Genomic DNA, 22,794 nt, shown 5'->3' with positions numbered 1-22,794 from the left:
TGCGTCTTTCCCGTAAGCATCCTTCGCAGGAGACGAAGGATGCGCTTCGACCTGGTCGATCTGAGACTGTTCTGCGAGGTGGTGGACGCCGGCTCAATCACCCGCGGGGCCGAACGCAGCGCCCTGGCCCTTGCCGCGGCCTCCACGCGGATCCGCAACATGGAGGACGCCTTGGGCGCCCCATTGCTGGAGAGATCACGCCAAGGGGTCAGCCTGACGCCGGCCGGCCGCACCCTGCTCAAGCATGCGCGAACGATCCTGTCCCAGACCGCGCGGCTGCGCGAGGACCTGGGCGCCTATGCCGGCGGCCTATCCGGCGAGGTGCGGTTGCTAGCCAACACCAACGCCCTGACCGAATTCCTGCCCGAGGCGCTCAGTCGCTTCCTGGCCGGCCACCCCCATGTCAGCGTCAATCTGGAGGAGCGCCTATCCGACGAGATCGTCGGACTGGTGGCCGAAGGGGTCGGGGATGTCGGGATTGTCGCCGGGACGGTCGACATGGGCAGCCTGGAGACCTTTCCCTTCCGCTCTGACCGCTTCGTTGTGGTCAGCAGCGCGATCCACCCATTGGCGCAGCGCAGCTCGATGACATTCGCCGACGTGCTCGGCTTCGATCTCGTCGGCCTCGACCGCGCCAGTTCGCTGCAGCGCTTTCTTTCGACCAAGGCCGCGCGCGAAGGCCGGCCGCTGCGCCTGCGCGTCCAGCTCCGTAGCTTCGACGCCGTCTGCCGTCTGGTCGAATGCGGCGTCGGGGTCGGCATCGTGCCCGAAACCACCGCCCGCCGCGCCGCCCGCACCATGTCGCTGGGCATTGTCGAACTGACCGACGACTGGGCGCGGCGCGACCTCACCATCTGCGTGCGCGACCTGAGCCAACTCGCCCCCTACGCCCGCGAACTCGTGAAGAGCCTGCGCGCCTAGGGGACGTGGCTAGGCGCAGCGCTAGGCCGCGCTTCGAGCCACTCGCCTCATATTGGAGCCGGGATGCGCGATCCGCGCCTCAATGACCCGCGCCAGACGACGCACGCCCTCGTCGATGTCGTCCGGGCCGAGCAACGAATAGCTGAGGCGCAGGGTGTTGGCCTGAGGCTCCACGGCGAAGAACGGCCCGCCAGGCACGAAGGCGACACGCTCTTCAGCCAGCGCCGCCTCCAGCAGATGGGCGCCGTCCAGACCCTCGGGGACCTTGAGCCAGACGAACATCCCGCCCTGAGGCTTCGACCAGCTCACGCCCAAGGGCATGTGCCGGGCGAGCGCGGCCTGCATGGCCGAGGCTCGCTCGCGATAATGGACACGCAGGCGCTCCAGGTGAGCATCGTAGTCTTCGGCGACCACCTTGGCGGCGACCATCTGATTGATCGTCGAAACGTGCAGGTCACAGCCCTGCTTCAGCAGCACGAGCTTGTCGATCACCGGCCGGGCCGCGCAGACCCAGCCGAGCCGCAGCGCCGGCGACAGAGTCTTGGAGAGCGTCCCGCAATAGAGGGTCCGGGCGTTCTCGATTGAGCCCGACCGCGCCACGTCCAGCGCCAAGAGCGACGGCTCGCTGGTCCCTGAAAAGCGCAGTTCGCGATAGGCGGCGTCTTCAACCAGCACGAGGTCGTGCGCCGCGGCGCGGTCCAACACCGCCTCGCGTTCCTGGCGCGTCATCGTGCGGCCCGATGGATTGGCGAAGTCCGGGACCAGATAGGCCAAGCGCGCGCCGGCCGGGACGCCAGCCTCCAGGTCGCCATAGGTCGGCTCATAGGCGTTGAACGCGCCAAGCGCGCCCAAATAGGTCGGCCGCTCAGCCAGCACGGTGTCGTCCCGCGTCAGGAAAAGCTTGCCGATCAGGTCCAGCGCCTGCTGCGAGCCAGCGGTGATGACGATGTTGCCTTCGTCGCAAGGCACGCCGTCGGCGGTCATCCGCGCGGCGATCCAGCGGCGTAGTTCAGGCAGCCCCTCGCTGACCGAATACTGCAGGGCCTGGGCGCCGGCCTCCGTCAGCACCTGTTGGTAGGCCGCCTGGAGGCGTTCGGCCGGAAAGAGCTGCGGATCGGGAATACCGCCGGCGAAGGACAGGATGTCCGGCTGATCCAGCAGCTTTAGCAACTCGCGGATTTCGGAGGCGCGAACACGCGCCATCCGTTCAGCAAAGCGGTCGGTCCAGGTGTTCATGTAAAGCTCCATCGAATGCGGATGGAGCAAAGTCTGGCCAATCCATCCGCGAAATTTGCGGGGATCGGCGGGGTGAGCAGCTAGCTGCGCACGACCTCGCGTCGCCCCGGAAGGGCGGCGGCTACTTTGAGAAGGAGGGCGGGACGCAGGCTCATAGTGGCGTGAACATAGCGGCGACGCGCAGCGATGTCACGAGCGCCCTTTGCATCTAGCAACGCGGGGCGCCTAGGGCCGCTCCTCCAGCCAGTCAGCCGAACGCATCTCTTGCAGGCGCGAGGCGGTGCGCTCGAACTCGAACGCGCCGTCGCCCTCCGGGTAGAGCGCCGTCGGCTCGGCCTCCGCCAATACGATCAACCGGGCATGGGCTTCATAGAGGGCGTCGATCAGAATCACGAACCGCCGCGCCTCCTCCCGACGATTGGCGGTGAGTTTGGGTACGTCCTGCAGGAAGACGGTGTGGAACCGCTCGGCTATGGCCACATAGTCGTTCGGCCCCAAGGCCACCGAGCACAGGCTGGCGAAGGTCGCCTTGACCATCCCGCCCGATGTGTGGGGCAGGTGAACCTTGCGACCCAGCACCTCCAACGTCTCGCCGGTCTCCTCCTCCCCGCCTAGCATGTCGCGCCATAGGGCTTCAAAGCTGCGCTGATTGTCCGGGTCGCTGGGCGAGAACCAGGTGCCGGCCGCGCGCAGGCGGTCCAGGCGGTAATCATGCGGCCCGGCCACGCTCACCACCTCGACCTTGCTCTTCAGCAGCTCGATGAACGGCAGGAACAGCTGGCGGTTGATACCGTCCTTGTAGAGCTGGTCGGGCAGCCGGTTGGAGGTCGCGACCAGGGTGACGCCACGCGCGAACAGCGCCTCGAACAGCCGGCCCAGGATCATGGCGTCGGCGATATCGGTGACCTGAAACTCGTCAAAGCACAGCAGCCGAGCCTGTCCGGCCACAACGTCAGCCAGGGGCGCGATGGGATCATCACCTTTCGCCTGCCCGAACTTCGCCTTGCGCCCGGCCGCGTCGCCCTTGCGCCAGGCGTCGATCAGCCGGTGGATCTCGCCCATGAAAACATGGAAGTGAACGCGGCGCTTCTTCTCGACCGGAGCCGTGGCGAAGAACAGGTCCATCAGCATCGACTTGCCGCGCCCGACCGGCCCGATCAGATAGACGCCACGCTGGCTTTCGGGCTTCTTGAAGAAGGCGGCGAAACCGCTGGGCTCGGCGGCGACGAGATCGCTCTCCAACCGCACCAGGGCGGCGAGAGCCGCGGCCTGGGCGGGGTCAGGACGTATTTCGCCCTGCGCCAGTCGGGCGTCATAGGCGGCTTGAAGCTGGGAGGCCATCGCTCCGGCCTAACCCGCCGCCGCCGCCGCCTCAAGTGGAACCGTCTGCGGAACAGTCTGGCGCGGACGGGGTTGAGTCTCTCGTACCTCGAACAAGGAGACCCCCATGTCCGCGCGAGACCGCAGCGTCACGGAACCCGCCTCATTCGCTTCGCAGGAAGACCCGGACCCCGCCGTCGTCGATATCGAGGAGGCCGAGGCGCTGGAAGCAGAAGGTAGTCGCCAGGGCATCGGCCGGCGCGCCGACCGCGCCCCCGCCGACCGCGAACACGGCCTGAAGACTCGCGCCCGCAACAAGGAAATCAACAGCGGTCGCCCATTCGCGGGCTGATCGCCTACCCCTTCACGCCCAGTTCACGGCGCACGAACCGATAGGTCTCGCGCTTCTCGCAAGCGCAGCCCCGCATCTTGCCGTCGGCGGTCCACCAGATCAGGGTCGGATAGGCGAAATTGATGCCGTTGGCCTTGAGCAGCGGCTTGAGGTCGATGACCATCTTGCGTCCCGCCTCCACCACCGCGGTCCGGGCCATGTCGCCGTCGGCCGGCGAAATTCCCGGCGCCGTCCAGGCCTCGGCCGGGACAGACTCCCAACGCTCCATCAATGGCCATGAACGGTTGAGCCACAGTTCGGCGACGGTGGAGCGCTCAGCCGGCGTCGATTTCGACACGCCGTTGTAGTCGGCCCTGGCGATCTCGATCACCCGGGTGTCGACATTGGCGGCGTGCAGCAGCGGGAATTCCTCGGCCTTGAACCGGACGCAGTCCGGGCAGGTCCGGAATGAGACCATGTAGAGCTTGGGGCCGGTCTTACCGGGCGACACCCAGCCGGAGGTTTCCAGGATCTTGGTGATCTCTTCCTGGTGTTTTGTGATGGTCTTGGGCTGCCAGCGCAGTTCGTAGTTCCAATAGGCCCAGCCACCGACGCCCACGAGCGCGACCGCCAGACCCACAATCGCCCAAAGCTGGAAACGCTTCATCTAAACCCCACTGTCAGGCCCCGCGAACCGCTAGCCTAGAGGGGTCACTTCATGGTGGGAATGACGAAGGCGCTATCCTCGCTCATGCCTTCGGGCCAGCGCGCGGTGATGGTCTTGACCTTGGTGTAGAAGCGCACGCCCTCAAGGCCGTGCTGATTGACGTCGCCGAACGCCGAGCGCTTCCAGCCGCCGAACGAGTGATAGGCGACCGGCACCGGGATCGGGACATTGATGCCGACCATGCCGACCTGGACCCGGGACGCGAACTCGCGCGCCGCCCGACCGTTGCGGGTGAAGATCGCCACCCCGTTGCCGTACTGGTGCTGGCTGGGCAGGGCCAGGGCCTCCTCGAAGGTCTCGGCGCGGACGATCTGCAAGACCGGCCCGAAGATCTCCTCCTGATAGGTGCGCATCCCGGCCTTCACCTGGTCGAACAGGCTCGGGCCGATGAAGAACCCCTTCTCGAAGCCCTGCAGCGAGAAGCCGCGGCCGTCGACCACCAGTTCAGCGCCCTCGTCGACGCCGAGTTGGATGTAGTCGGAGATCTTCTGGCGGTGCGCAGCTGAGACCACGGGCCCGTATTGCGCGGCGGCGTCGGTTGAAACCCCGACCTTCAAGGTCTCAAGCTCGGCCACCACGCGTTCACGGATCGCGTCAGCGGTCTTGGCGCCCACCGGCACCACCACTGGCAAGGCCATGCAGCGCTCGCCCGCCGAGCCATAGGCCGCCCCGACCAGGTCTTGCACCGTCTGATCCAGATCGGCGTCAGGCAGGATGATGCCGTGGTTCTTGGCGCCGCCCATGGCCTGGACGCGTTTCCCGTGCGCCGTGCCGGTCTGGTAGACATAGTGGGCGATGTCGGAGGAGCCGACGAAGCTGACCGCGGCGATATCCGGATGCGTCAGGATGGCGTCAACCGCGACCTTGTCGCCGTGCACCACGTTCAGCACGCCCTTCAGGTCCATACCCAGATTGGCCCCTGCCTCCATGAACAGCTCGGCCAGCCGCACCGGCAGCGTCGGGTCCTTCTCGGACGGCTTCAGGACGAAGGTGTTGCCGACCGCGATGGCGATCCCGAACATCCACATCGGGATCATTCCGGGGAAGTTGAACGGGGTGATCCCGGCCGCCACGCCCAGCGGCTGTCGCATCGAATAGACGTCGATGCCGGGACCCGCGCCCTCGGTATATTCGCCCTTCAGCACATGGGGAATGCCGCAGGCGAACTCGATCACCTCCAGCCCCCGCTGGATATCACCCCGGCTGTCGGCGACCACCTTGCCGTGCTCGGACGATAAAAGCTGCGCCAGCTCGTCCATCCGCGCCTCGACCAGACGCTTGAATTCGAACATCACCCGCGCACGCCGCTGGGGATTGGTCGCCGCCCACGCGGGCTGAGCCGCCAGGGCCGCTTGTACAGCGCCTTCCACCTCGGCGGCCGTGGCCAAGGCGACTTTTGCCTGAACCTCGCCTGTATTGGGGTTGAAAACGTCACCGAAACGGCCCGAGACGCCAGCAACCGCCGCGCCAGAGATGAAATGTTGGATATCGCGCATATCGACGTTCTATGCCTTCCCAAGGGGCCTGGGTAGACCCGACGCCACGTCAAGCGAGCAGCAGCCGCGCAGGTGCGCCGAGAGCCGGGCGCCCCTTGCCCTGGCGAGGGGGCGCGGCGCATTCTGGCGTGGCTATGACGAGCGTCGCATCCACCGCTTCGGCCCTGCCTACGCGCAGCGCCTATCACGACCACATCATTGATGTGCTGATCGCCGAACGGGCGCCCAAACTGTCGGGCAGCCCGGCCTGGCCGATGATCCGCCCGGCGCTCTACCGCATGCTGGACTACCGCAAGGCGCGCGCTATGGCGCAGGCCATCGGCCCGCTCTCGGGCCGCGCTGCTCTGGACTATGTGTCCGACATGCTGAGCGTGAAGGTGACGGCCTCGGGCCTGGACCGCGTGCCCAAGCATGGCCGAGTCATTTTCGTCTGCAACCACCCCACCGGCATCGCCGACGGCATTGCGGTGTTCGACGCCCTGAAGGACCTGCGCCCCGACATCTGCTTCTACGCCAACTCCGACGCCCACCGGGTGGTCGCGCGCTTCGACGAAGTGCTGATCCCGGTCGAGTGGGTCGAGGAAAAACGCACCCGCGACCGCACCCGCCTCACGCTGCAACTCACCCGCGAGGCGATGGAGGCGGAACGCGCCCTCGTGATCTTCCCCTCCGGCCGCCTGGCGCGACGCGGCGCGGACGGCATGCTGGCCGACCCGCCGTGGATGCCCAGCGCCCTGTCCATAGCCCGTAAGTATGAGGCGGCCGTCGTGCCGCTGCACCTGACCGGGCCGTGGTCGACCCTCTTCCACTTCTTCAACCGCTTTTCTCAGGAGCTGCGGGACATCACCCTCTTCCATGAACTGCTGAACAAGCGTGGTCGGGAGTTTTCGCTGATCATCGGCGAGCCTATAGCGCCGCAAGCGCTGGACCCCGACGCCAACACCGCCACCCTGGCGCTCAAGGCCTATGTGGAGAACATCTTGCCCCGCCACCCAGACCGGCCGTTCGCATGATCACCCCCGCTGACGGCGATTTTCGCCTCGATGACGAGGCCGCCACCGCCCGGCTGGGCGCGGCCATGGCCGCCGAGTTGAAGCCTGGCGAGGCGATCTGCCTGACCGGGCCGTTGGGGGCGGGCAAGTCGACCCTGGCCCGTGCCCTGATCCGCGCCCTGACCACGCCGACCGAAGACGTCCCGAGCCCGACCTTCACCCTGGTGCAGTTCTATGAAGGCGCGCGGCTGAAGGTCGCGCATTTCGACCTCTATCGCCTGACCTCCGCCGACGAGGCCTATGAGATCGGGCTGGACGAGGCGCTGGAGGACGGCGCGGCGGTGATAGAGTGGCCTGAGCGCCTAGACGGCCACCTTCCTCCCGACCGACTCGATATAGAGATCGCCATCGATCTGGCCCCGGATGGCGGGGAGGCGCGGCGCGCCCGGCTGACGCCGGCTGGCGCCTGGGAAGGACGCGGGCTTGAGTTCTGATCGTGAGGGCCGCAAGGCCGAGTTCCTGAAAGCGGCCGGGTTCGGCGACGCGCGTCGCGAGCCGCTAGCCGGCGACGCCTCAACGCGCGCCTATGAGCGTTTGCAGCAGCCGAACGGTTCGGCGGCGATCTTCATGGATCAACCGCCGGCCCTGGAAACCACCGTCTGCCCGCCCGGGGCGACCGACGCCGAACGGCTGGCCATGGGCTACAACGCCGCCGCACGTCTGGCCGCCGGCTCTGTGGCCGCCTTCGTCGCCACCGCCGCCTTCCTGCGGGAGCGCGAGCTGTCCGCGCCGACGATCCTGGCGCACGACATCGAGAACGGCTTGGCCGTGCTGGAAGACCTGGGCGATGGTCTGTTCGCCACCCTGATCGCGCAGGGCCAGGCCGAGACCCCGCTCTATGAGGCCGCCGTCGACGTCCAGATCTCCCTACAGGCCGCGCCGCCGCCGGAAATCCTGACCACCGACGGCGCAAGCTGGCCGCTACTGACCTACGACGCCCTGGCCCTGAAGGTCGGGACCGACACATTCCTCGAGTGGTGGCCGAAGTTCAGCGGCCTGCCCGCCCTTCCCGCCGACGCCATCGCCGAATGGGACGCACTCTGGGCGCCGATCTTCGCGCGTGGCGACGCAGGGGCCAGCGTCTTCACCCACCGCGACTTCCACGCCCAGAATCTGCTATGGTTGCCGGAGCGCGACGGCGTCGCCCGCGTCGGCCTGCTGGACTTCCAGGACGCCCTGCGCGCTCACCCGGCCTGGGACCTGACCCACCTGTTGCAGGACGCCCGCCGCGACGTCTCGCCGGAGCTGGAAACCGCGATGCTGGACCGCTTCCTCGCGGCCCGGCCCAGCCTCGATCGCGAAGCCTTCATCGCCGACTACCGCGCCCTCGCGGCCTCCAACGCCGCCCGCATCCTTGGCCGGGTGTTCGCCCGCCAGGCGTTGCTGGGCCGGACCCAGTACGAAGAGTTCATGCCGCGCACCTGGCGCTATCTCGAACGCAATCTGGCCGACCCGCAGATGGCGGAGCTCAAAGCCTGGTTCGACCGCCACATCCCGCAGAGCGCCCGCCGATGACGCAGATCAAGACCGCCATGGTGCTGGCCGCCGGGATCGGCTCGCGGATGCGCCCGCTGACCGACGACCGCCCCAAGGCCCTGGTCGAGGTCGCCGGCCGCACCCTGATCGACCGGGTGCTGGACCGCCTGGTCGAGGCCGGCGTCGAGACCGCGGTCGTCAACGTCCACCACTTCGCCGACCAGATGGAAGCCCATCTGGCAGGGCGCACCGACCTCAAAATCCTGATCTCCGACGAGCGCGGCGAACTGCTGGATTCCGGCGGCGGCATCAAGCGCGCGCGCGCCATGCTGGGCGACGATCCGATCCTGGTCGCCAATATCGACTCGCTGTGGATCGAGGGCGAGACCCCGGCGCTGGAAACCTTGAAGGCGGCCTGGGACCCCGAGCTCATGGATCTCTGCCTGCTGCTGGTGCGGCGCGGCCATGGGATCGGCTTTGAGGGACCGCGCGGCTTCTTCATGGACGAGGCCGGGCGGGTCACCCACTCGGCCGAGCCGGAGCCGCCGACACCGTACGCCAATGTCGGCTTCCAGATCCTCAAGCCGCAATTGGTCGACGACCAGCCGGACGGCCCGTTCTCGATCCTGCCGATCTGGTGGAAGCTGTCGGAACAGGGCCGCCTGTTCGGGGCGGTGATGGACGGCTTTTGGATGCATGTGGGAGATCCCGCCGCTCGGGAGGCGACGGAAGCGAAGCTGCGGTGAGCAGCCTCTTCACCAGCCCCGCCCCACGCTGGTTCAGCATTCCGGCGCATCGCCCCTTCGTGCAGGACCTCGCCCAGGGCCTCTACGACGCGCTGATGCCGCTCGGTCCCGAGGCGCTGTCCCAGGCGGTGATCCTGACCCCGACCCGGCGCGGCGCCCGCTCGCTGGCCGACGCCTTCATCGCCGCCGGTGGCGGCGCGGCCTTGCTGCCGCCGCAGATTCGGCCGCTGGGCGACCTGGACGAGGGTGAGCCGCCGTTCGAACCGGGCGATCTCGCCGTCGACCTGCCCGCCGCCATCGCGCCCCTGCAGCGGCGCTTCGAGCTGACACGGTTGGTCAAGGAGAACGAGCGGGCGCTGGGCCGCGACCTCGACGCCTCGGCGGCGTTGGAACTGGCCGACGCCCTGGGCGGCTTCCTCGACAGCCTGCAGATCGAGGAGGTTCCCGGCGACGGGCTCGCCGACCTAGTTAGCGCCGACCTCGCCGAGCATTGGCAGGTGAGCCGCCATTTCCTGGAAACCGCGCTGAACGAGTGGCCCAAGCGGCTGGCGGCCATGGGGCTGGTGGACACCACCCGTCGCCGCGTCGCCCTGTTGCGCCGGCTGGCTGAAACCTGGACGCAGAATCCGCCGCAAGGCGTGCTGATAGCCGCCGGCTCCACCGGCACCGCCCCCGCCACCGCCGACCTGCTGCGGGTGATCGCCCAGGCGCCGCAGGGGGCGGTGGTGCTGCCCGGCCTCGACGACAGCCTGGCCGCCGAGGCCTGGGACGAGGTGGGCGAGCAGCATCCGCAGGGCGCGATGAAGCGCCTGCTGACCCGCGCCGGCATCACCCGCACCGAGGTCATGCCCTGGCCCGCCTCGCATAGCTTCGACTCCCGCGGCCGCTGGCGCCGCCGGGTCATCAACGAGGCCCTGCGCCCAGCCGAGCGCACCGCCGACTGGCTGACCGTGATCGAGAACCTGCGCGCCGAGGGACAGACCGAGGGTGTGGACCCGATCGCCGAGGGTCTGGCCGGCCTTTCCGTCGTCACCGCCCGCGCCGAGGAAGAGGCCGCGACCATCGCCGCCCTGCTGCTGCGTGAGACGCTAGAAACCCCCGGCAAGACCGCCGCCCTGGTCGCGCCCGACCAGACCCTCGCCCGCCGCGTGGCCGCCAAGCTCGCCCGCTGGGGCGTGGGCGCCGACTCCTCGGCCGGCCTGGCGCTGTCCGGTTGCCCCGGCGGCGCGCTGGCCGGTCTGGTCGCCAAGGCCGCCGTCGACCCGCTCGACCCCATCGTGCTGCTGGCGATCCTCAAGCACCCGTTCACGCGCCTTGGTCTCGATCCCGAGACCCTGGAACGCCGCCGGATCGAACTCGAGCTCCAAGGTCTGCGCGGCCCGCGCAAGACCACCTGGGAGGCGCTCGAAACGCAGCTCCGCGCCAAGGGGGCGGACGAAGCGCTGCTGCTCACGGCCGAGCTGCGCGCGGCGCTGTCGCGCCTAGAGATCGGCGCTGAGGCTCAAGCCCCGGCCGAAGCCGCACGCCGCCTCACCGAGACCCTGGAAGCGCTCTCGGCAGACCCGCTCGGCGACACCGGTGACCTCTGGGCTGGCCATGGCGGCGAGACCCTGGGGCGATTGCTGGCAGGATTGATCGACGAATCTCACGGCCTGCCGCAGACCTCGCCCCGCGGCTTCGCCGATCTGCTGTCCAGGCTGATGTCGGGCGAGTCGGTCCGCACCGGCGGCTCGACCCACCCGCGCCTGCGGATCCTGGGCGCCATTGAGGCGCGCCTGACCCGCGCCGACCGGCTGATCGTCGCCGGCCTGGAAGAAGGCACCTGGCCGCAGGGCGCGCCGCTTGACCCGTTCCTGTCTCGGCCGATGCGCGCCAAGCTCGGCCTGCCGCCGCCCGAACGCCGGGTCGGCCTGGCCGCCCACGACTTCGCTCAGGCCGCCTGCGCGCCCGAGGTGATCCTGTTGCACTCCGAGCGCCGCGAAGGCGGCCCGGCGGTGAAGTCGCGCTGGCTGTGGCGGTTGGAAACCCTGGCGCGCGGCGCCGGCATGATCCTGCCCGGCCGCCCCGAGGTCATCGACTGGGCGCGCGGCCTCGACGCCGCCGGCGGCTACGCCCCAGCCAAGCGTCCTTCGCCCAACCCCCCGATCGCCGACCGGCCCCGCGTGATGGCGGTGACCCGCATCGAAGCTTTGACCCGCGACCCCTACGCCGTCTGGGCGCGCGATATCCTGAAGCTCTACCCGCTGGAACGGCCCGACGAGGCGGTGGAGGCCCGAGCGCGCGGCACCGCGATCCACAAGGCCTTCGAGCGGCTGGCCGAGGATCATCCCGTCGAGCTTCCGCCTGACGCCGCCGCGATTTTCGAAGGGCTCTACGTCGCCGAACTGGAAGCCGCCGGCATGCCGCACGAGGCGCTGGCCCGCGAGACCGCCCTGGCCAAGGAGGCCGCCGCCTGGGTCGCCGACCTGGAACGCCGCCGCCGCGCCGACGGCCGCACCATCCATGTCGAACTGAAGGGCGAACTGACCATCGAGGCGCCCGCCGGCCCTTTCACTGTCAACGCCCGCGCCGACCGCATCGAGATCGACCCGCAAGGCTACGGCCACATCCTCGACTACAAGACCGGCAAGGCCCCGTCGAAGAAGGTGGTGGAGACTGGGTTCTCGCCCCAGCTCACCCTGACGGCGGCGATCCTGCAGTCCGGCGGCTTTCCCACGCTGGGCCATCCGGAGCCCGGCGAACTGACCTATCTGGAAATCACCGGCCGCAAGCCGGCCGGCCGCGAAGAAGTGCGCGCCATGCCGGGCGATGAGAGCGCTCTGGCCGCCGCCAACGCTTATGAGGGCCTGGTCAAGCTCATCAGCCAGTTCGACCATGGCCGGCCTTACACTTCACGAACCGCCCCGCAGTTCGTGAAGCAGTACATGAGCGACTACGACCACCTGGCCCGGGTCTTCGAATGGTCGACCAGCGGCGAGGAGGACGGCGAATGAGTCCCGATCCGCAAAGACTGGCCGCCGATCCGGGCCTCTCTGCCTTCGTCACCGCCAACGCCGGGTCGGGCAAGACCAAGACCCTGATCGACCGGGTCGCGCGGCTGCTGTTGGCCGGCGCGCAGCCCGAGACTATCCTCTGCGTCACCTACACCAAGGCCGCCGCCGCTGAGATGCAGCGCCGCCTGTTCCTGCTGCTGGGCGACTGGTCAGTCTGCGACGACATCAGCCTGCGCGAGGCCCTGGCCAAGTTGGAAGGTAAGACGCCTGACGCCTACGACCACCGGGGCCTGTCCAAGGCCCGCGCCCTCTTCGCCAGCGCCTTGGAAACCCCCGGCGGCCTGAAGATCCAGACCATCCACGCCTTCTGCGAAAAGCTGCTGCGGCGCTTTCCGCTGGAGGCCGGCGTCTCGCCCGGCTTCCGGGTGATGGACGACGCGGCCTCGGCCGCCATCGCCGACGCCGCCCGCAAGGCGGTGGCCCGCCACGCCTTGAAAGGCGAGGGCCTGGTCGCCGAGGCCTATGCACGGTTTTCGGTGGCCCTCGATTTCGGCAGTTTCCAGTCGATGTTCGGATCGTTCGAGTCCGCGCGCGGCCGCCTGGCCAACTACATCGCCCGCAATGGCGGACTGGCCGGGACGATGGACGACGTCTGGTCGGTCTGCGGCTTCGACGAGGCGACTGACCCAGAGGCTCTCGAGGTCGCCGTCCTGGCCGGGCTCGATCGCCGCGCCTGGACCGACTGCGCCGAGGTCCTGGCGCTGGGCACCAAGACCGACCAGAAGAACGCCGCCGCACTGAAGGCCATCGCCGGCAACCCAGCCGCCAGCCTCGCCGACTGCCTGGCCGCGCTGTTCACCGAGAAGGGCGAGGGCACGCCCGCGACCTGGGTCGCCAAGACCAGCGGCCTGAAGCCCCGCGAGCAATTGCGGATGTTCCTGCTGTCCGAGCAGGACCGGCTGGAGCAGGCCCGCGATCAGATGCGCGCCGCCCAGGTGGCGATCGACACAGGCTCGGCCCTGATCCTGGCCAATGCCTATCTGACCGCCTACGGCATCGAGAAGTCGTCGTCCGGCTCGCTCGACTTCAGCGACCTGATCGAGAAGACCCGCGACCTGGTGGCCTCTCGGCCCATGGCGGCCTGGGTGCTGTTCAAGCTGGACGGCGGCATCGACCACATCCTGGTCGACGAGGCCCAGGACACCGCGCCCGAGCAGTGGGAGATCGTCCGCGCCCTCACCGAGGAGTTCTTCTCCGGCGCCGGCGCCCCGACCGTGCGCGAGCGGCTGGAACGCAACATGTTCGTCGTGGGCGACGAGAAGCAGTCGATCTATTCCTTCCAGGGCGCGCGGCCCGAACTGCTGATTCAGGAGTTCGAGTTCCACAAGGACCGCGCCACGGGGGCCGGCTTCCGCTTTGAGCGCGTGGACCTGCTGACCTCCTGGCGCTCGACGCCCCAGGTGCTGCGGTTCGTGGACGCCGCCTTCGCGCCGGCCGAATTGGCCGGGGCCGTCCTGCCCCGCGTCGAGGTCGAGCCCATCATCCACACCGCCATGCGCACCGACCATGGCTGTGTCGACCTGTGGCCGCTGGAGCGCGAGGAAAAGACCGAGATCCACGACGCCTGGGACGCCCCCCTCGACCAGGAGAGCGAAGGCAGCGCCAACAAACGGTTGGCCGAGAAGATCGCCGGCGAGATCGCCGCCCTGATCGCCCGCGGCGACGGAGTGTTCGATAAGGACCTGCGCCAATGGCGCCCCGCCACGGCGGGCGACGTGCTTATCCTGGTGCGGCGACGCACGGCGCTGTTCGAAGAGATCCTGCGGGCCCTGAAACACCGCAAGATCCCGGTGGCCGGCGCCGACCGGCTGGCGCTGTCAGAGCACATCGTCTTCGACGATCTGGTGGCCATCGCCCGCTTCGCCCAGTTCCCCTCCGACGAGCTGACCCTGGCGGCCCTGCTGCGCAGTCCGTTCTGCGACCTCTCCGATGACAGCCTCTATGCCCTGGCCAAGGGCCGCGGCCGCGAGAATCTGATCGCCGTGCTGCATCGCCGCCAGGACGAGGCGCCGGAATGGCGCGCGGCGGCGGAATTGCTGACCTGGGTGCGCGACGCCGCCCGAACCCAGCGGCCGTTCGAGCTGTATTCGCGGCTCCTGGGCCTGCGCGACGGCGCCGGCCGCTCGATGCGCCAACGCCTGCTGGGACGGCTGGGAAGCGAGGCCGAGGACGCCCTGGACGAATTCCTGGCCCAGGTCCTGGCCGCCGAGAACCGCGGCGTCGAGGACCTGGAAAGCCTGGCCGCCGCCTTCGCCAGCCTCGACATCACCGTCAAACGCGAGATGGAGTCGGGTCGCGACGAGGTGCGGGTCATGACCGCTCACGGCGCTAAGGGCCTGGAAGCGCCGATCGTCTTCCTACCGGAGACGACGCTGTCGCGCACCGCCCGTGGTTCGCCGCTACTGGCCACCCAGGAGGGCGGCTTCCTGTGGAGCGCGTCGAAGGCCGGCGACTGCGAGGCCTCCGGCCGCGCCCGCGAATGGCGCGCCAAGAAGGACGAGGACGAGGCCTACCGCCTGCTCTACGTCGCCCTGACCCGAGCCCGCGATCGGCTGGTGCTCTGCGGCCGGGTCGCGGCCAACGCCAAGGAAGAAAACATCAAGGGCTGGTGGGGCGCGATCAACGACGCCTTCGAGCATGCCGACGTCTCCGGCGACAAACGCGCCATCCGCTCGAACGGCATGGAGATCGTGCGTTTTGGTCCCGATCCGCAGGCCCTGGGCGCCGGCGCCGCGATTGTGAACACGGTCTCTCCAGTCCCATCCTGGGCGTCGGTCGAGGCTAAGGCTGAGGCCTATGCCCGCTACGCCTCGCCCTCGCAGCTTGGCGAGGACGTCGTCACGCCTGCCGCCTCGCCACTGATCCGCACACAGGGGCTGGGGCGGTTCCGACGGGGCGATCTGATTCACCGTTTGCTGCAAATCCTGCCCGACCTGGCCGTCGCCGAGCGCGCCTCGGCGGCCGGGCGCATCTTGGCCCGCGAGCGCGACCTGACCGACGACCAGCGCGCCGAGATGATCAGCGCGGCCCTTGGCGTGCTTGAGGATCGCCGCTTCGCCGAGGTGTTCGGCCCCGGCAGCCGCGCCGAGGTCTCGGTGGCCGGGACCGCTAGCCGCCTGCCCGCGGGCCTGGCTATTTCGGGCCGTATCGACCGGCTGGTGGTTTTGCCGGACCGGGTGCTGGTCGCCGACTTCAAGACCAACCGGCCCTCTCCCCAGCGCATTGAGGACGCCGACCCCGCCTATCTGCGGCAGATGGCGATCTATGCCGCCGTGCTGGCCGACATCTTCGAGGGCCGGCAAATCGAGGCCGCCCTCGTCTGGACGGACGGGCCGAAGCTGATGGCGGTTCCAGAAAAGCTGTTGGCCGAAACCCTTGCTGAGCTCCACCGCGAAGGTTGATACCTAGGGCTTGCCCGCTTACATCGCGGATCGAGAGTCGCGGCCACGCGTTTTCCAGGCCGCGCTATGAGGAGCTTTTCATGAGCACCGTGACGGTCACCGACGAGTCCTTCGACAAGGACGTTCTGCAGGCCACCAAGCCTGTCCTGGTGGATTTCTGGGCCGAGTGGTGCGGCCCGTGCAAGCAGATCGCCCCTGCCCTGGAGCAGATCGCCATTGAACTCGGCGATCAGGTCACCGTGGCCAAGCTGAACATCGAAGACAGCCCGACCACCCCCTCGCGCTACGGCGTGCGCGGCATCCCGACAATGATGCTGTTCAAGGGCGGCCAGATGGCCTCGATGAAGGTCGGCGCCATGCCCAAGCAGAAGATCCTGGAATGGCTGAACGAGGCTGGGGTCTAAGAGCCCCCTCCGTCTCGACATTTCATGTCGATCCACCTCCCCCAGTTCGCGCTTCGCGCTGGGGGAGGATCTATTTCTTAGGTGCTCCCCCTCGGGGGGAGCTGTCGGCGAAGCCGACTGAGGGGGCTTAGCTCGGCCAGGTCTCCGGGCTCATGGCCAGCACTTCGCCCGCGAAATGCAATCCGCCGCAGATCAGCACATGCGGCGCGGGCCCGGGTATAGCCAAGGCCCGCCGCAGACCCTCCTCGACATTTCCAACCGCTTCAGCGCTCAAACCCGCTTCAATAGCGGCCGCTGTCAGCTCGTCGGTGGGGGCCGCGTTTGGTGAGTCAAATGTCGTGGTGAAAACGTGCGGCTTCAGGTCCGCGAACGGCTGGAAGAAGCCCAGGGCGTCCTTGCGGGCGAACATCGCCGCGACCAGCACCAACGGCCGGGGATCACGGGCCACCAAGCGGCCAGCCGCTTCTGCCAGGGCGCGGCCGGCATGAGGATTGTGCCCCCCATCGAGCCACAGATCAGACCCGCGCTCGGCCGCCAGCCGCGCCATCGGGCCGTCCGTCAGGCGCTGGAAGCGCGCGGGCCAGACGGCGCTGGAAACCCCCTTGGCCAGGGCGTCTTCGTCAATGCGAGGATCTTTCAAGGCCAGGGCGGCGGCGACCGCCAGCCCGGCGTTGGCGAACTGATAGCCGCCGAACAGGCTCGGGGCCGGCAAGTCATAGAGCTGATCTGGCATCTGCACGAGCAGGCGGCCGCGCTCCTCCCAGGCGTCGAAGTCGCGGCCCATCAGGGTGGCGGGGGCCGACAGCTTCTGCGCCTCATCTAGGATGACCTCTTCGCCCTCTTCCATCTGGCGGGCGATGACGACCGGGCGGCCCTGCTTGATGATCCCGGCCTTCTCCCAGGCGATCTTGGAGAGCTCGGGGCCGAGCATCTCCAGATGATCGTAGTCGACCGGGGTAATGACGCTCACGGCGGGCGCGGCGAAGATGTTGGTGGCGTCGAACCGGCCGCCCAGGCCGACCTCGACGATGCAGAGATCGGCGGGCGTCTCGGCGAAGGCCTGGATCGCCAGCACCGTCGTGATCTCGAAGAAGCTGATAGGTTGGCCGGCGTTGGCCACTTCGACCTTGTCGATCAGCGCCGAGAGTTGCTCGTCGGTGATCAGGGTCCCGGCCAGGCGGATACGCTCAGCGAAACGGACAAGGTGCGGAGAGGTGATGGCGTGGACCCGCAGGCCCGCCGCCTCGGCGATCGCCCGCAGATAGGCGACGGTCGAACCCTTGCCGTTCGTCCCCGCCACGTGGATCACCGGCGGCAGACGTTTCTCAGGATTGCCCAGGGCGTCGAGCAGCCGCTCGACGCGGCCGGTCGTAAGGTCGATCAGCGACGGATGGTTGGCGCGCAGCCGCAGGATCACCTCGTCGGAGGCGCGGATCGGATCATACATCGGCGGCAAGCTCGCGATTGGACCTGGCCCCGTCGCCGGTCGTGCCGACGAAGGCCGTGGCCAAGGTCATAGAGCTCCCCGCTACGGCGTAAAGCTCCAGATGCATTGGAAGGGCCCCGGCTTTCACCGGGAGCCGGTCAGCTAGGCCGCGCGCTTCGAACGCTCACGTCCCTTCATCAGGGTTTCCAGGATCGAGCCAAGGACGGCGGGGATCTCGGCGCGGTTGACCACGCGGTCGACTTGGCCGCGTTCCACCAGGAACTCTGCGCGCTGGAAGCCGGGCGGCAGGACTTCGCGGATGGTCTGCTCGATCACCCGGCGGCCAGCGAAGGCGACCATGGCGTTCGGCTCGGCCAGGTGGATGTCGCCCAGCATGGCGTAAGACGCGGTGACCCCGCCCGTCGTCGGATCGGTGAGGACCACGATGTAGGGCAAGCCGGCGGCCTTGACCTCATTGAGGGCCAGGGTCGTGCGGGCCATCTGCATCAGCGCCAGCGCGCCTTCCTGCATGCGCGCGCCGCCGGCGGCGGTGAAGATCACGTAGGGGACTTCACGACGCACGGCTTCCTGGGCGGCCTTGATGAAGGCCTCGCCCACGCCCATGCTGAGCGAACCGCCCATGAAGCTGAAGTCCTGGACCGAGACCACGGCTGGCTGGCCATGAATCTTGCCAAAGCCGCTGCTCATCGCGTCTTGCGCGCCGCTGGCCTTCCGTGCCGCCTTGAGGCGATCGATGTAGGGCCGCTCGTCGGGGAATTTCAGCGGATCGTCGACCACGCCCTTGGGCGCCTCGATCTTCTCGTACTGACCGTCGTCGAAGGTGTAGCGAAGGCGCTGCTCAGCGCCGATCCGCATATGATTGCCGGACGGCGTCACCCAAAGGGCGGCTTCCAGGTCCGAGCGGTAGATCATCTCGCCGGTGTCCGGGCACTTCACCCAGAGGTTCTCGGGCGTCTCGCGCTTGGTGACGAGGTTGCGCACGCCGGGCGCAATGCGCGACAGCCAGCCGCGCCGCTCTTTCGGACCCTGGGGCCCCTTACCGGACTTGTCGTTTCGCTGTTCAGCCATCGCCATGGGGTTCTACACCGAGAGGCTTTCGACTCGCGCGGAGCGCACAGCCTTAGCCAAGGATTCGACTTTGGAAAGAACCCGGTCAGTCACAGGTTCGTTCATTGCCAAGCCTGTAGCAATCTCTTCGACCAGGGCCGAGCCGACGACGACGCCGTCGGCGACACGCGCGATGGCCGCCGCACGCTCTGGCGTTTTGATGCCGAAGCCGACCGCAACGGGCAGGCCGCTGGCGGCGCGCACCCGTTCGACATGCGGCGCGACGACATCGGCGTCCGCCTCCTTCACGCCGGTGACGCCTGCCACCGAGACGTAGTAGGCAAAGCCCGAGGTCCGGCGCAGGATCACCTTCAAGCGCGCATCGTCGCTGGTCGGCGTCGACAGCAGCAGCAGCGAGAGTTGTTCGGCGTCCAGGGCATCGGCCAACGGATCGGCCTCTTCCGGCGGGATGTCCACGACGATCAGGCCATCAACGCCGGCCTGACCCGCATCACGCGCGAAGGTCTCAAACCCCCGATTGATCAACGGGTTGGCGTAACCCATCAGGATGATCGGCGTCGTCTGATCGCCCTGCCGAAACTCGGCGATCATCGCCAAGGTCTTGGAAAGCGTCATGCCGTTGTCCAAGGCCCGCAGAGCGGCGCGCTGGATCGGCGGGCCCTCGGCCATCGGATCGGAGAACGGGAAACCGACCTCGATGACATCGGCGCCGGCGGCCGGCAGGCCTTTCAGGATCTCCAGGCCGGTGGCGTAGTCGGGATCGCCGGCCATGATGTAGGTCACGAAGGCCGCGCGGCCCTCGGCTTTCAGTGCGGCGAAGCGCGCGTCGATGCGGGCCTTGGTCAAATCGTGCGTCCCAGATGCGCGGCGACGGTGGCCACGTCCTTATCGCCACGGCCCGACAGGTTCAGCACCACAATACCGCCCTTGCCGACCTGCTTGGCAACATCCGGCAGACGCGCCAGGGCGTGGGCCGACTCGATGGCCGGCAGGATGCCTTCCAGCTCGGCGCACAGCTTGAAGGCGTCGAGCGATTCGGTGTCGGTGGCGGTCAGATAGGTCGCGCGGCCAACATCGTGCAGCCAGGAATGTTCCGGGCCGATGCCGGGATAGTCGAGGCCCGCGGAGATCGAGTGCGCCTCAGTGATCTGGCCTTCGTCGTCCTGCAGCAGATAGGTCATGTTGCCGTGCAGGACGCCTGGTCGGCCGCCATTGATGGCGGCGGCGTGTTTGCCGGTTTCCATGCCCTCGCCCGCCGCCTCGACCCCGAAGAGCTGAACGCCCTCGTCGTTGAGGAACGGGTGGAACAGGCCGATCGCGTTGGAGCCCCCGCCCACGCACGCCACTACGGCGTCGGGCAGACGGCCTTCCATTTCCATCACCTGGCGGCGGGTTTCCTGGCCGATGACCGATTGGAAGTCGCGCACCATCTCTGGATAGGGGTGCATGCCAGCCGCGGTGCCGATCAGATAATAGGTATCATGGACATTCGTGACCCAGTCGCGAAGGGCCTCGTTCATGGCGTCCTTCAAGGTCGCCGATCCGGAGGTCACCGGCTCAACCTGGGCGCCGAGCAGGTTCATGCGGAAGACGTTGGGCTTTTGCCGCTCCACGTCCACCGCGCCCATATAGACCACGCAGGGCAGGCCAAACCGGGCGCAGACGGTGGCGGTGGCCACGCCATGTTGACCCGCGCCGGTCTCGGCGATGATCCGGGTCTTGCCCATTCGGCGGGCCAGCAGGATCTGGCCCATGCAGTTGTTGATCTTGTGCGAGCCCGTGTGGTTCAGCTCCTCGCGCTTCAGATAGATCTTCGCGCCGCCGAAGTGCTCGGTCAGCCGCTCGGCGTAATAGAGCGGGCTGGGACGCCCCACATAATGGGTCAGGAAGCTCGACAATTCCGCCTGGAACGCTGGATCGGCCTTGGCCGCGCTGTACGCCGCGTCCAGGTCATGGACCAGCGGCATCAGGGTCTCGGGCACATAGCGGCCGCCGAAGTCGCCGAAGCGCCCTGCGGCGTCGGGATAGGCGGTGTAATCGTTGGGTTTAGCTGGAGCGTTCACGGGGCTTTGCAACTTCAAGCGCGGCGGACAGCGTCTAGAAACGCCGTGATCAAGGCCGCGTCCTTTAGTCCGGGACCACGCTCCACGCCAGTGGAAACGTCCACCAGCGGCGCGCCGGACAGCCGCATAGCCTCGCTTACATTCCAGGGATCGAGGCCCCCGGCGAGGAACCAGGGCCGCTCGAAACGACGTCCGGCGGTCAGGGTCCAGTCGAAGCGCGAGCCGGTGCCGCCGGGCAGGATCGCGTCCTTGGGCGGCTTGGCGTCGAACATCAGGTGATCGACGACGGTCTCATAGGTCCGGGCGGCCTCGATGTCGGAAGCATCCGAAACCGCCAGCGCCTTGATGATCCCGGCGCCGGTGCGGACGCCGATCTGGCGGACGCGGGCCGGTGTTTCGCGGCCGTGGAGCTGGATGAAGTCGGGCTTGAGCGTGGCCATGAGCCGGTCCAGCAGGACATCGTCCGGATCGACCGTCACCGCGGCGATCTTCACGCCCGCCGCACGCGCGGGCTCGGCCAGGCGATCGGCCGCCTCTGGTTCGATGTCGCGCGGACTTTTGGCGAAGAACACGAACCCGATGTGCGTCGCGCGGCCGTCCAAGGCGGCGCGCACCGCCTCGGGCGTTGAAAGTCCACAGATCTTGGCGCGCGGCGTCATCACACGGAGTTAGGGCGTCACGCGCGCCAAGCCAAGGCCGATTAGCGGTTCTTCAGAAGGTCGCGGATCTCGACGAGCAGCGTTTCGCTGGGCGTAGGGGCTTCCGGCGCCGGCGCCTCGGCCTGCTGGCGACGCAGGGTGTTGACGCCTTTGATCAGCATGAACACGACCCAGGCCACGATCAGGAACTGGATCAAGGTGTTGATGAAGGCGCCGTACTGGATCGCCACCAGTTCGTTCACGGTCGTCGCCGGATCGTCGGGTCGCAGCACCCACTGCAGCTTTGAGAAGTCCAGCCCGCCCATCAGCAGGCCGATCGGCGGCATGACGACCTGATTGACTAGGCTGTCGACGATCTTGTTGAACGACGCGCCGATAATCACGCCGACCGCGAGGTCGATGACATTGCCGCGCGCGATGAACTCGCGGAATTCCGAGAAGATGCCCATGGGTCCACCGTTGATCACAAAGGGGCGCCAGGATCGGCTGCGCCGTTCCCGCTGGTCAACCGTAAACGCACAGGTCGCTAGTCGGCGTTCAGCCGCTCGCGAAGCTCCTTACCGCTCTTGAAGAACGGTACGTGCTTGGCGCGCACATCGACGGCCTCGCCGGTTCGTGGGTTGCGGCCAGCGCGGGCGTCCCGCGAACGGACCGACAGGGCTCCAAAGCCTCGCAACTCCACCCGACCGTCCGTCTCGAGCGCCTGGATCATGCGTTCAAGAATAACGCCGACCACACGCTCGATGTCGCGCTGGGTTAGATGCGGGTTCTCTTCCGCCAGATGGGCGATAAGTTCCGACTTGATCATGCCTATTTCCGAGTCCCCGAGCCGTTGGGGAGACGGCTCATAGGCGTTCAACTAGCAGCAAGTACTTCGCCAACAGGCGGTTCCCCCGGAAAGCGCCGGGAGCGAGCGGGACCATGGTCGAGTCCCGCCCGATGTTCAAGGCGCAAAGCGGGTCGATTGCACGCACATATTGTACCGTGATCGCTTTAGATCCCGCCCGCCGCCGTTTGAGGCCCCGAAAGATCAGGCGCCGACAACGACGGGGCGGAAAAGAAAACGGCGGACCGGTTTCCCGATCCGCCGTCAGCTCTAGGCGATACTAGCCGCCTTGAAGCTTAGTCCTTGCCGGCGTTCTTCTCGCGAAGAGCCGCGCCGAGGATGTCGCCCAGCGAGGCGCCCGAGTCCGAAGACCCGAACTGCTCGATGGCTTCCTTCTCGTCGGCCATTTCCAGAGCCTTGATCGACAGCGCGACGCGGCGGGCAGCCTTGTCGATGCTCGTGATCTGGGCGTCGACGCGGTCACCCACGGCGAAGCGCTCGGGGCGCTGATCGCCACGGTCGCGGGACAGGTCGGACTTGCGGATGAAGGCCGTCATCGGGGCTTCTT

At 67.9% G+C, this 22,794-nt stretch carries 21 protein-coding genes; 9 read left to right on the top strand and 12 right to left on the bottom strand.

Annotated elements, in window-relative coordinates; genetic code table 11:
* The first annotated feature begins 39 nt into the window (after positions 1-39).
* Positions 40-921: a LysR substrate-binding domain-containing protein gene (locus tag Q8M13_RS01345; RefSeq protein ID WP_305297821.1), complete on the top strand. Its 882-nt coding sequence runs from the start codon at positions 40-42 to the stop codon at positions 919-921.
* 21 nt (positions 922-942) lie between these two features.
* Here Q8M13_RS01345 and Q8M13_RS01340 read toward each other — a convergent pair whose 3' ends face one another.
* Positions 943-2,157 (bottom strand): PLP-dependent aminotransferase family protein, encoded by a 1,215-nt coding sequence (locus Q8M13_RS01340; RefSeq protein WP_305297820.1) that lies wholly within the window; start codon positions 2,155-2,157, stop codon positions 943-945.
* A 225-nt stretch (positions 2,158-2,382) separates the two neighbouring features.
* On the bottom strand, positions 2,383-3,498 hold the full coding sequence (gene zapE / locus Q8M13_RS01335) for a cell division protein ZapE (protein ID WP_305297819.1): 1,116 nt from the start codon (positions 3,496-3,498) through the stop codon (positions 2,383-2,385).
* A gap of 106 nt (positions 3,499-3,604) precedes the next feature.
* On the opposite strand from zapE, the gene Q8M13_RS01330 reads away from it, so the two are divergent.
* Positions 3,605-3,829, top strand: coding sequence for a hypothetical protein (locus Q8M13_RS01330; RefSeq protein WP_305297818.1), 225 nt, complete (start codon positions 3,605-3,607; stop codon positions 3,827-3,829).
* Positions 3,830-3,833: 4 nt separating this feature from the next.
* Here the strand turns inward: Q8M13_RS01330 and Q8M13_RS01325 are convergent, their stop codons facing one another.
* Positions 3,834-4,475, bottom strand: coding sequence for a hypothetical protein (locus tag Q8M13_RS01325; RefSeq protein WP_305297817.1), 642 nt, complete (start codon positions 4,473-4,475; stop codon positions 3,834-3,836).
* A 44-nt stretch (positions 4,476-4,519) separates the two neighbouring features.
* Positions 4,520-6,031, bottom strand: coding sequence for a CoA-acylating methylmalonate-semialdehyde dehydrogenase (locus tag Q8M13_RS01320; protein ID WP_305297816.1), 1,512 nt, complete (start codon positions 6,029-6,031; stop codon positions 4,520-4,522).
* 134 nt (positions 6,032-6,165) lie between these two features.
* On the opposite strand from Q8M13_RS01320, the gene Q8M13_RS01315 reads away from it, so the two are divergent.
* The 7 genes from Q8M13_RS01315 (at position 6,166) to trxA (ending at position 16,163) form a co-directional block, all read left to right on the top strand.
* Positions 6,166-7,044, top strand: coding sequence for a 1-acyl-sn-glycerol-3-phosphate acyltransferase (locus tag Q8M13_RS01315; protein WP_305297815.1), 879 nt, complete (start codon positions 6,166-6,168; stop codon positions 7,042-7,044).
* Positions 7,041-7,517, top strand: a complete 477-nt coding sequence (tsaE, locus tag Q8M13_RS01310) for a tRNA (adenosine(37)-N6)-threonylcarbamoyltransferase complex ATPase subunit type 1 TsaE (RefSeq protein WP_305297814.1) — start codon at positions 7,041-7,043, stop codon at positions 7,515-7,517. Before Q8M13_RS01315 ends, tsaE begins: the two co-directional genes overlap by 4 nt.
* Entirely contained in the window at positions 7,507-8,598 is a 1,092-nt protein-coding gene (amgK, locus tag Q8M13_RS01305; protein ID WP_305297813.1) for an N-acetylmuramate/N-acetylglucosamine kinase AmgK, read from the top strand. Before tsaE ends, amgK begins: the two co-directional genes overlap by 11 nt.
* A complete protein-coding gene (locus tag Q8M13_RS01300) occupies positions 8,595-9,305 on the top strand; it encodes a nucleotidyltransferase family protein (RefSeq protein ID WP_305297812.1) in 711 nt (236 codons plus the stop codon). The genes amgK and Q8M13_RS01300 overlap by 4 nt, the downstream gene beginning before the upstream one ends.
* Positions 9,302-12,298 (top strand): double-strand break repair protein AddB, encoded by a 2,997-nt coding sequence (gene addB / locus Q8M13_RS01295; protein WP_305297811.1) that lies wholly within the window; start codon positions 9,302-9,304, stop codon positions 12,296-12,298. Before Q8M13_RS01300 ends, addB begins: the two co-directional genes overlap by 4 nt.
* Entirely contained in the window at positions 12,295-15,759 is a 3,465-nt protein-coding gene (addA, locus tag Q8M13_RS01290) for a double-strand break repair helicase AddA (protein WP_305297810.1), read from the top strand. The genes addB and addA overlap by 4 nt, the downstream gene beginning before the upstream one ends.
* A gap of 80 nt (positions 15,760-15,839) precedes the next feature.
* Positions 15,840-16,163: a thioredoxin gene (gene trxA, locus Q8M13_RS01285; RefSeq protein WP_304812055.1), complete on the top strand. Its 324-nt coding sequence runs from the start codon at positions 15,840-15,842 to the stop codon at positions 16,161-16,163.
* Between the two features lie 127 nt (positions 16,164-16,290).
* Here the strand turns inward: trxA and Q8M13_RS01280 are convergent, their stop codons facing one another.
* The 8 genes from Q8M13_RS01280 to Q8M13_RS01245 all read right to left on the bottom strand — a co-directional run.
* Positions 16,291-17,610, bottom strand: coding sequence for a folylpolyglutamate synthase/dihydrofolate synthase family protein (locus Q8M13_RS01280; protein WP_305297809.1), 1,320 nt, complete (start codon positions 17,608-17,610; stop codon positions 16,291-16,293).
* Between the two features lie 141 nt (positions 17,611-17,751).
* Entirely contained in the window at positions 17,752-18,684 is a 933-nt protein-coding gene (locus tag Q8M13_RS01275) for an acetyl-CoA carboxylase carboxyltransferase subunit beta (protein ID WP_305297808.1), read from the bottom strand.
* Between the two features lie 6 nt (positions 18,685-18,690).
* Positions 18,691-19,524: a tryptophan synthase subunit alpha gene (trpA, locus tag Q8M13_RS01270; RefSeq protein ID WP_305297807.1), complete on the bottom strand. Its 834-nt coding sequence runs from the start codon at positions 19,522-19,524 to the stop codon at positions 18,691-18,693.
* On the bottom strand, positions 19,521-20,741 hold the full coding sequence (gene trpB / locus Q8M13_RS01265; protein WP_305297806.1) for a tryptophan synthase subunit beta: 1,221 nt from the start codon (positions 20,739-20,741) through the stop codon (positions 19,521-19,523). The genes trpA and trpB overlap by 4 nt, the downstream gene beginning before the upstream one ends.
* A 14-nt stretch (positions 20,742-20,755) precedes the next feature.
* Positions 20,756-21,400, bottom strand: coding sequence for a phosphoribosylanthranilate isomerase (locus Q8M13_RS01260; RefSeq protein WP_305297805.1), 645 nt, complete (start codon positions 21,398-21,400; stop codon positions 20,756-20,758).
* Positions 21,401-21,441: 41 nt separating this feature from the next.
* The gene (mscL, locus tag Q8M13_RS01255) at positions 21,442-21,849 is read right to left on the bottom strand and encodes a large-conductance mechanosensitive channel protein MscL (protein WP_305297832.1); all 408 of its coding nucleotides are present in this window, start codon (positions 21,847-21,849) and stop codon (positions 21,442-21,444) included.
* A 77-nt stretch (positions 21,850-21,926) separates the two neighbouring features.
* A complete protein-coding gene (locus Q8M13_RS01250) occupies positions 21,927-22,208 on the bottom strand; it encodes an integration host factor subunit beta (protein WP_305297804.1) in 282 nt (93 codons plus the stop codon).
* A gap of 314 nt (positions 22,209-22,522) precedes the next feature.
* A partial coding sequence (locus Q8M13_RS01245; RefSeq protein ID WP_305297803.1) for a S1 RNA-binding domain-containing protein occupies positions 22,523-22,794 on the bottom strand: 272 nt, incomplete at its 5' end.

It is taken from the genome of Phenylobacterium sp. (assembly GCF_030681155.1).
GTDB lineage: Bacteria > Pseudomonadota > Alphaproteobacteria > Caulobacterales > Caulobacteraceae > Phenylobacterium.
Note: the sequence above shows the minus strand (reverse complement) of the source record. Positions and strands in the feature narration are given on the sequence as shown.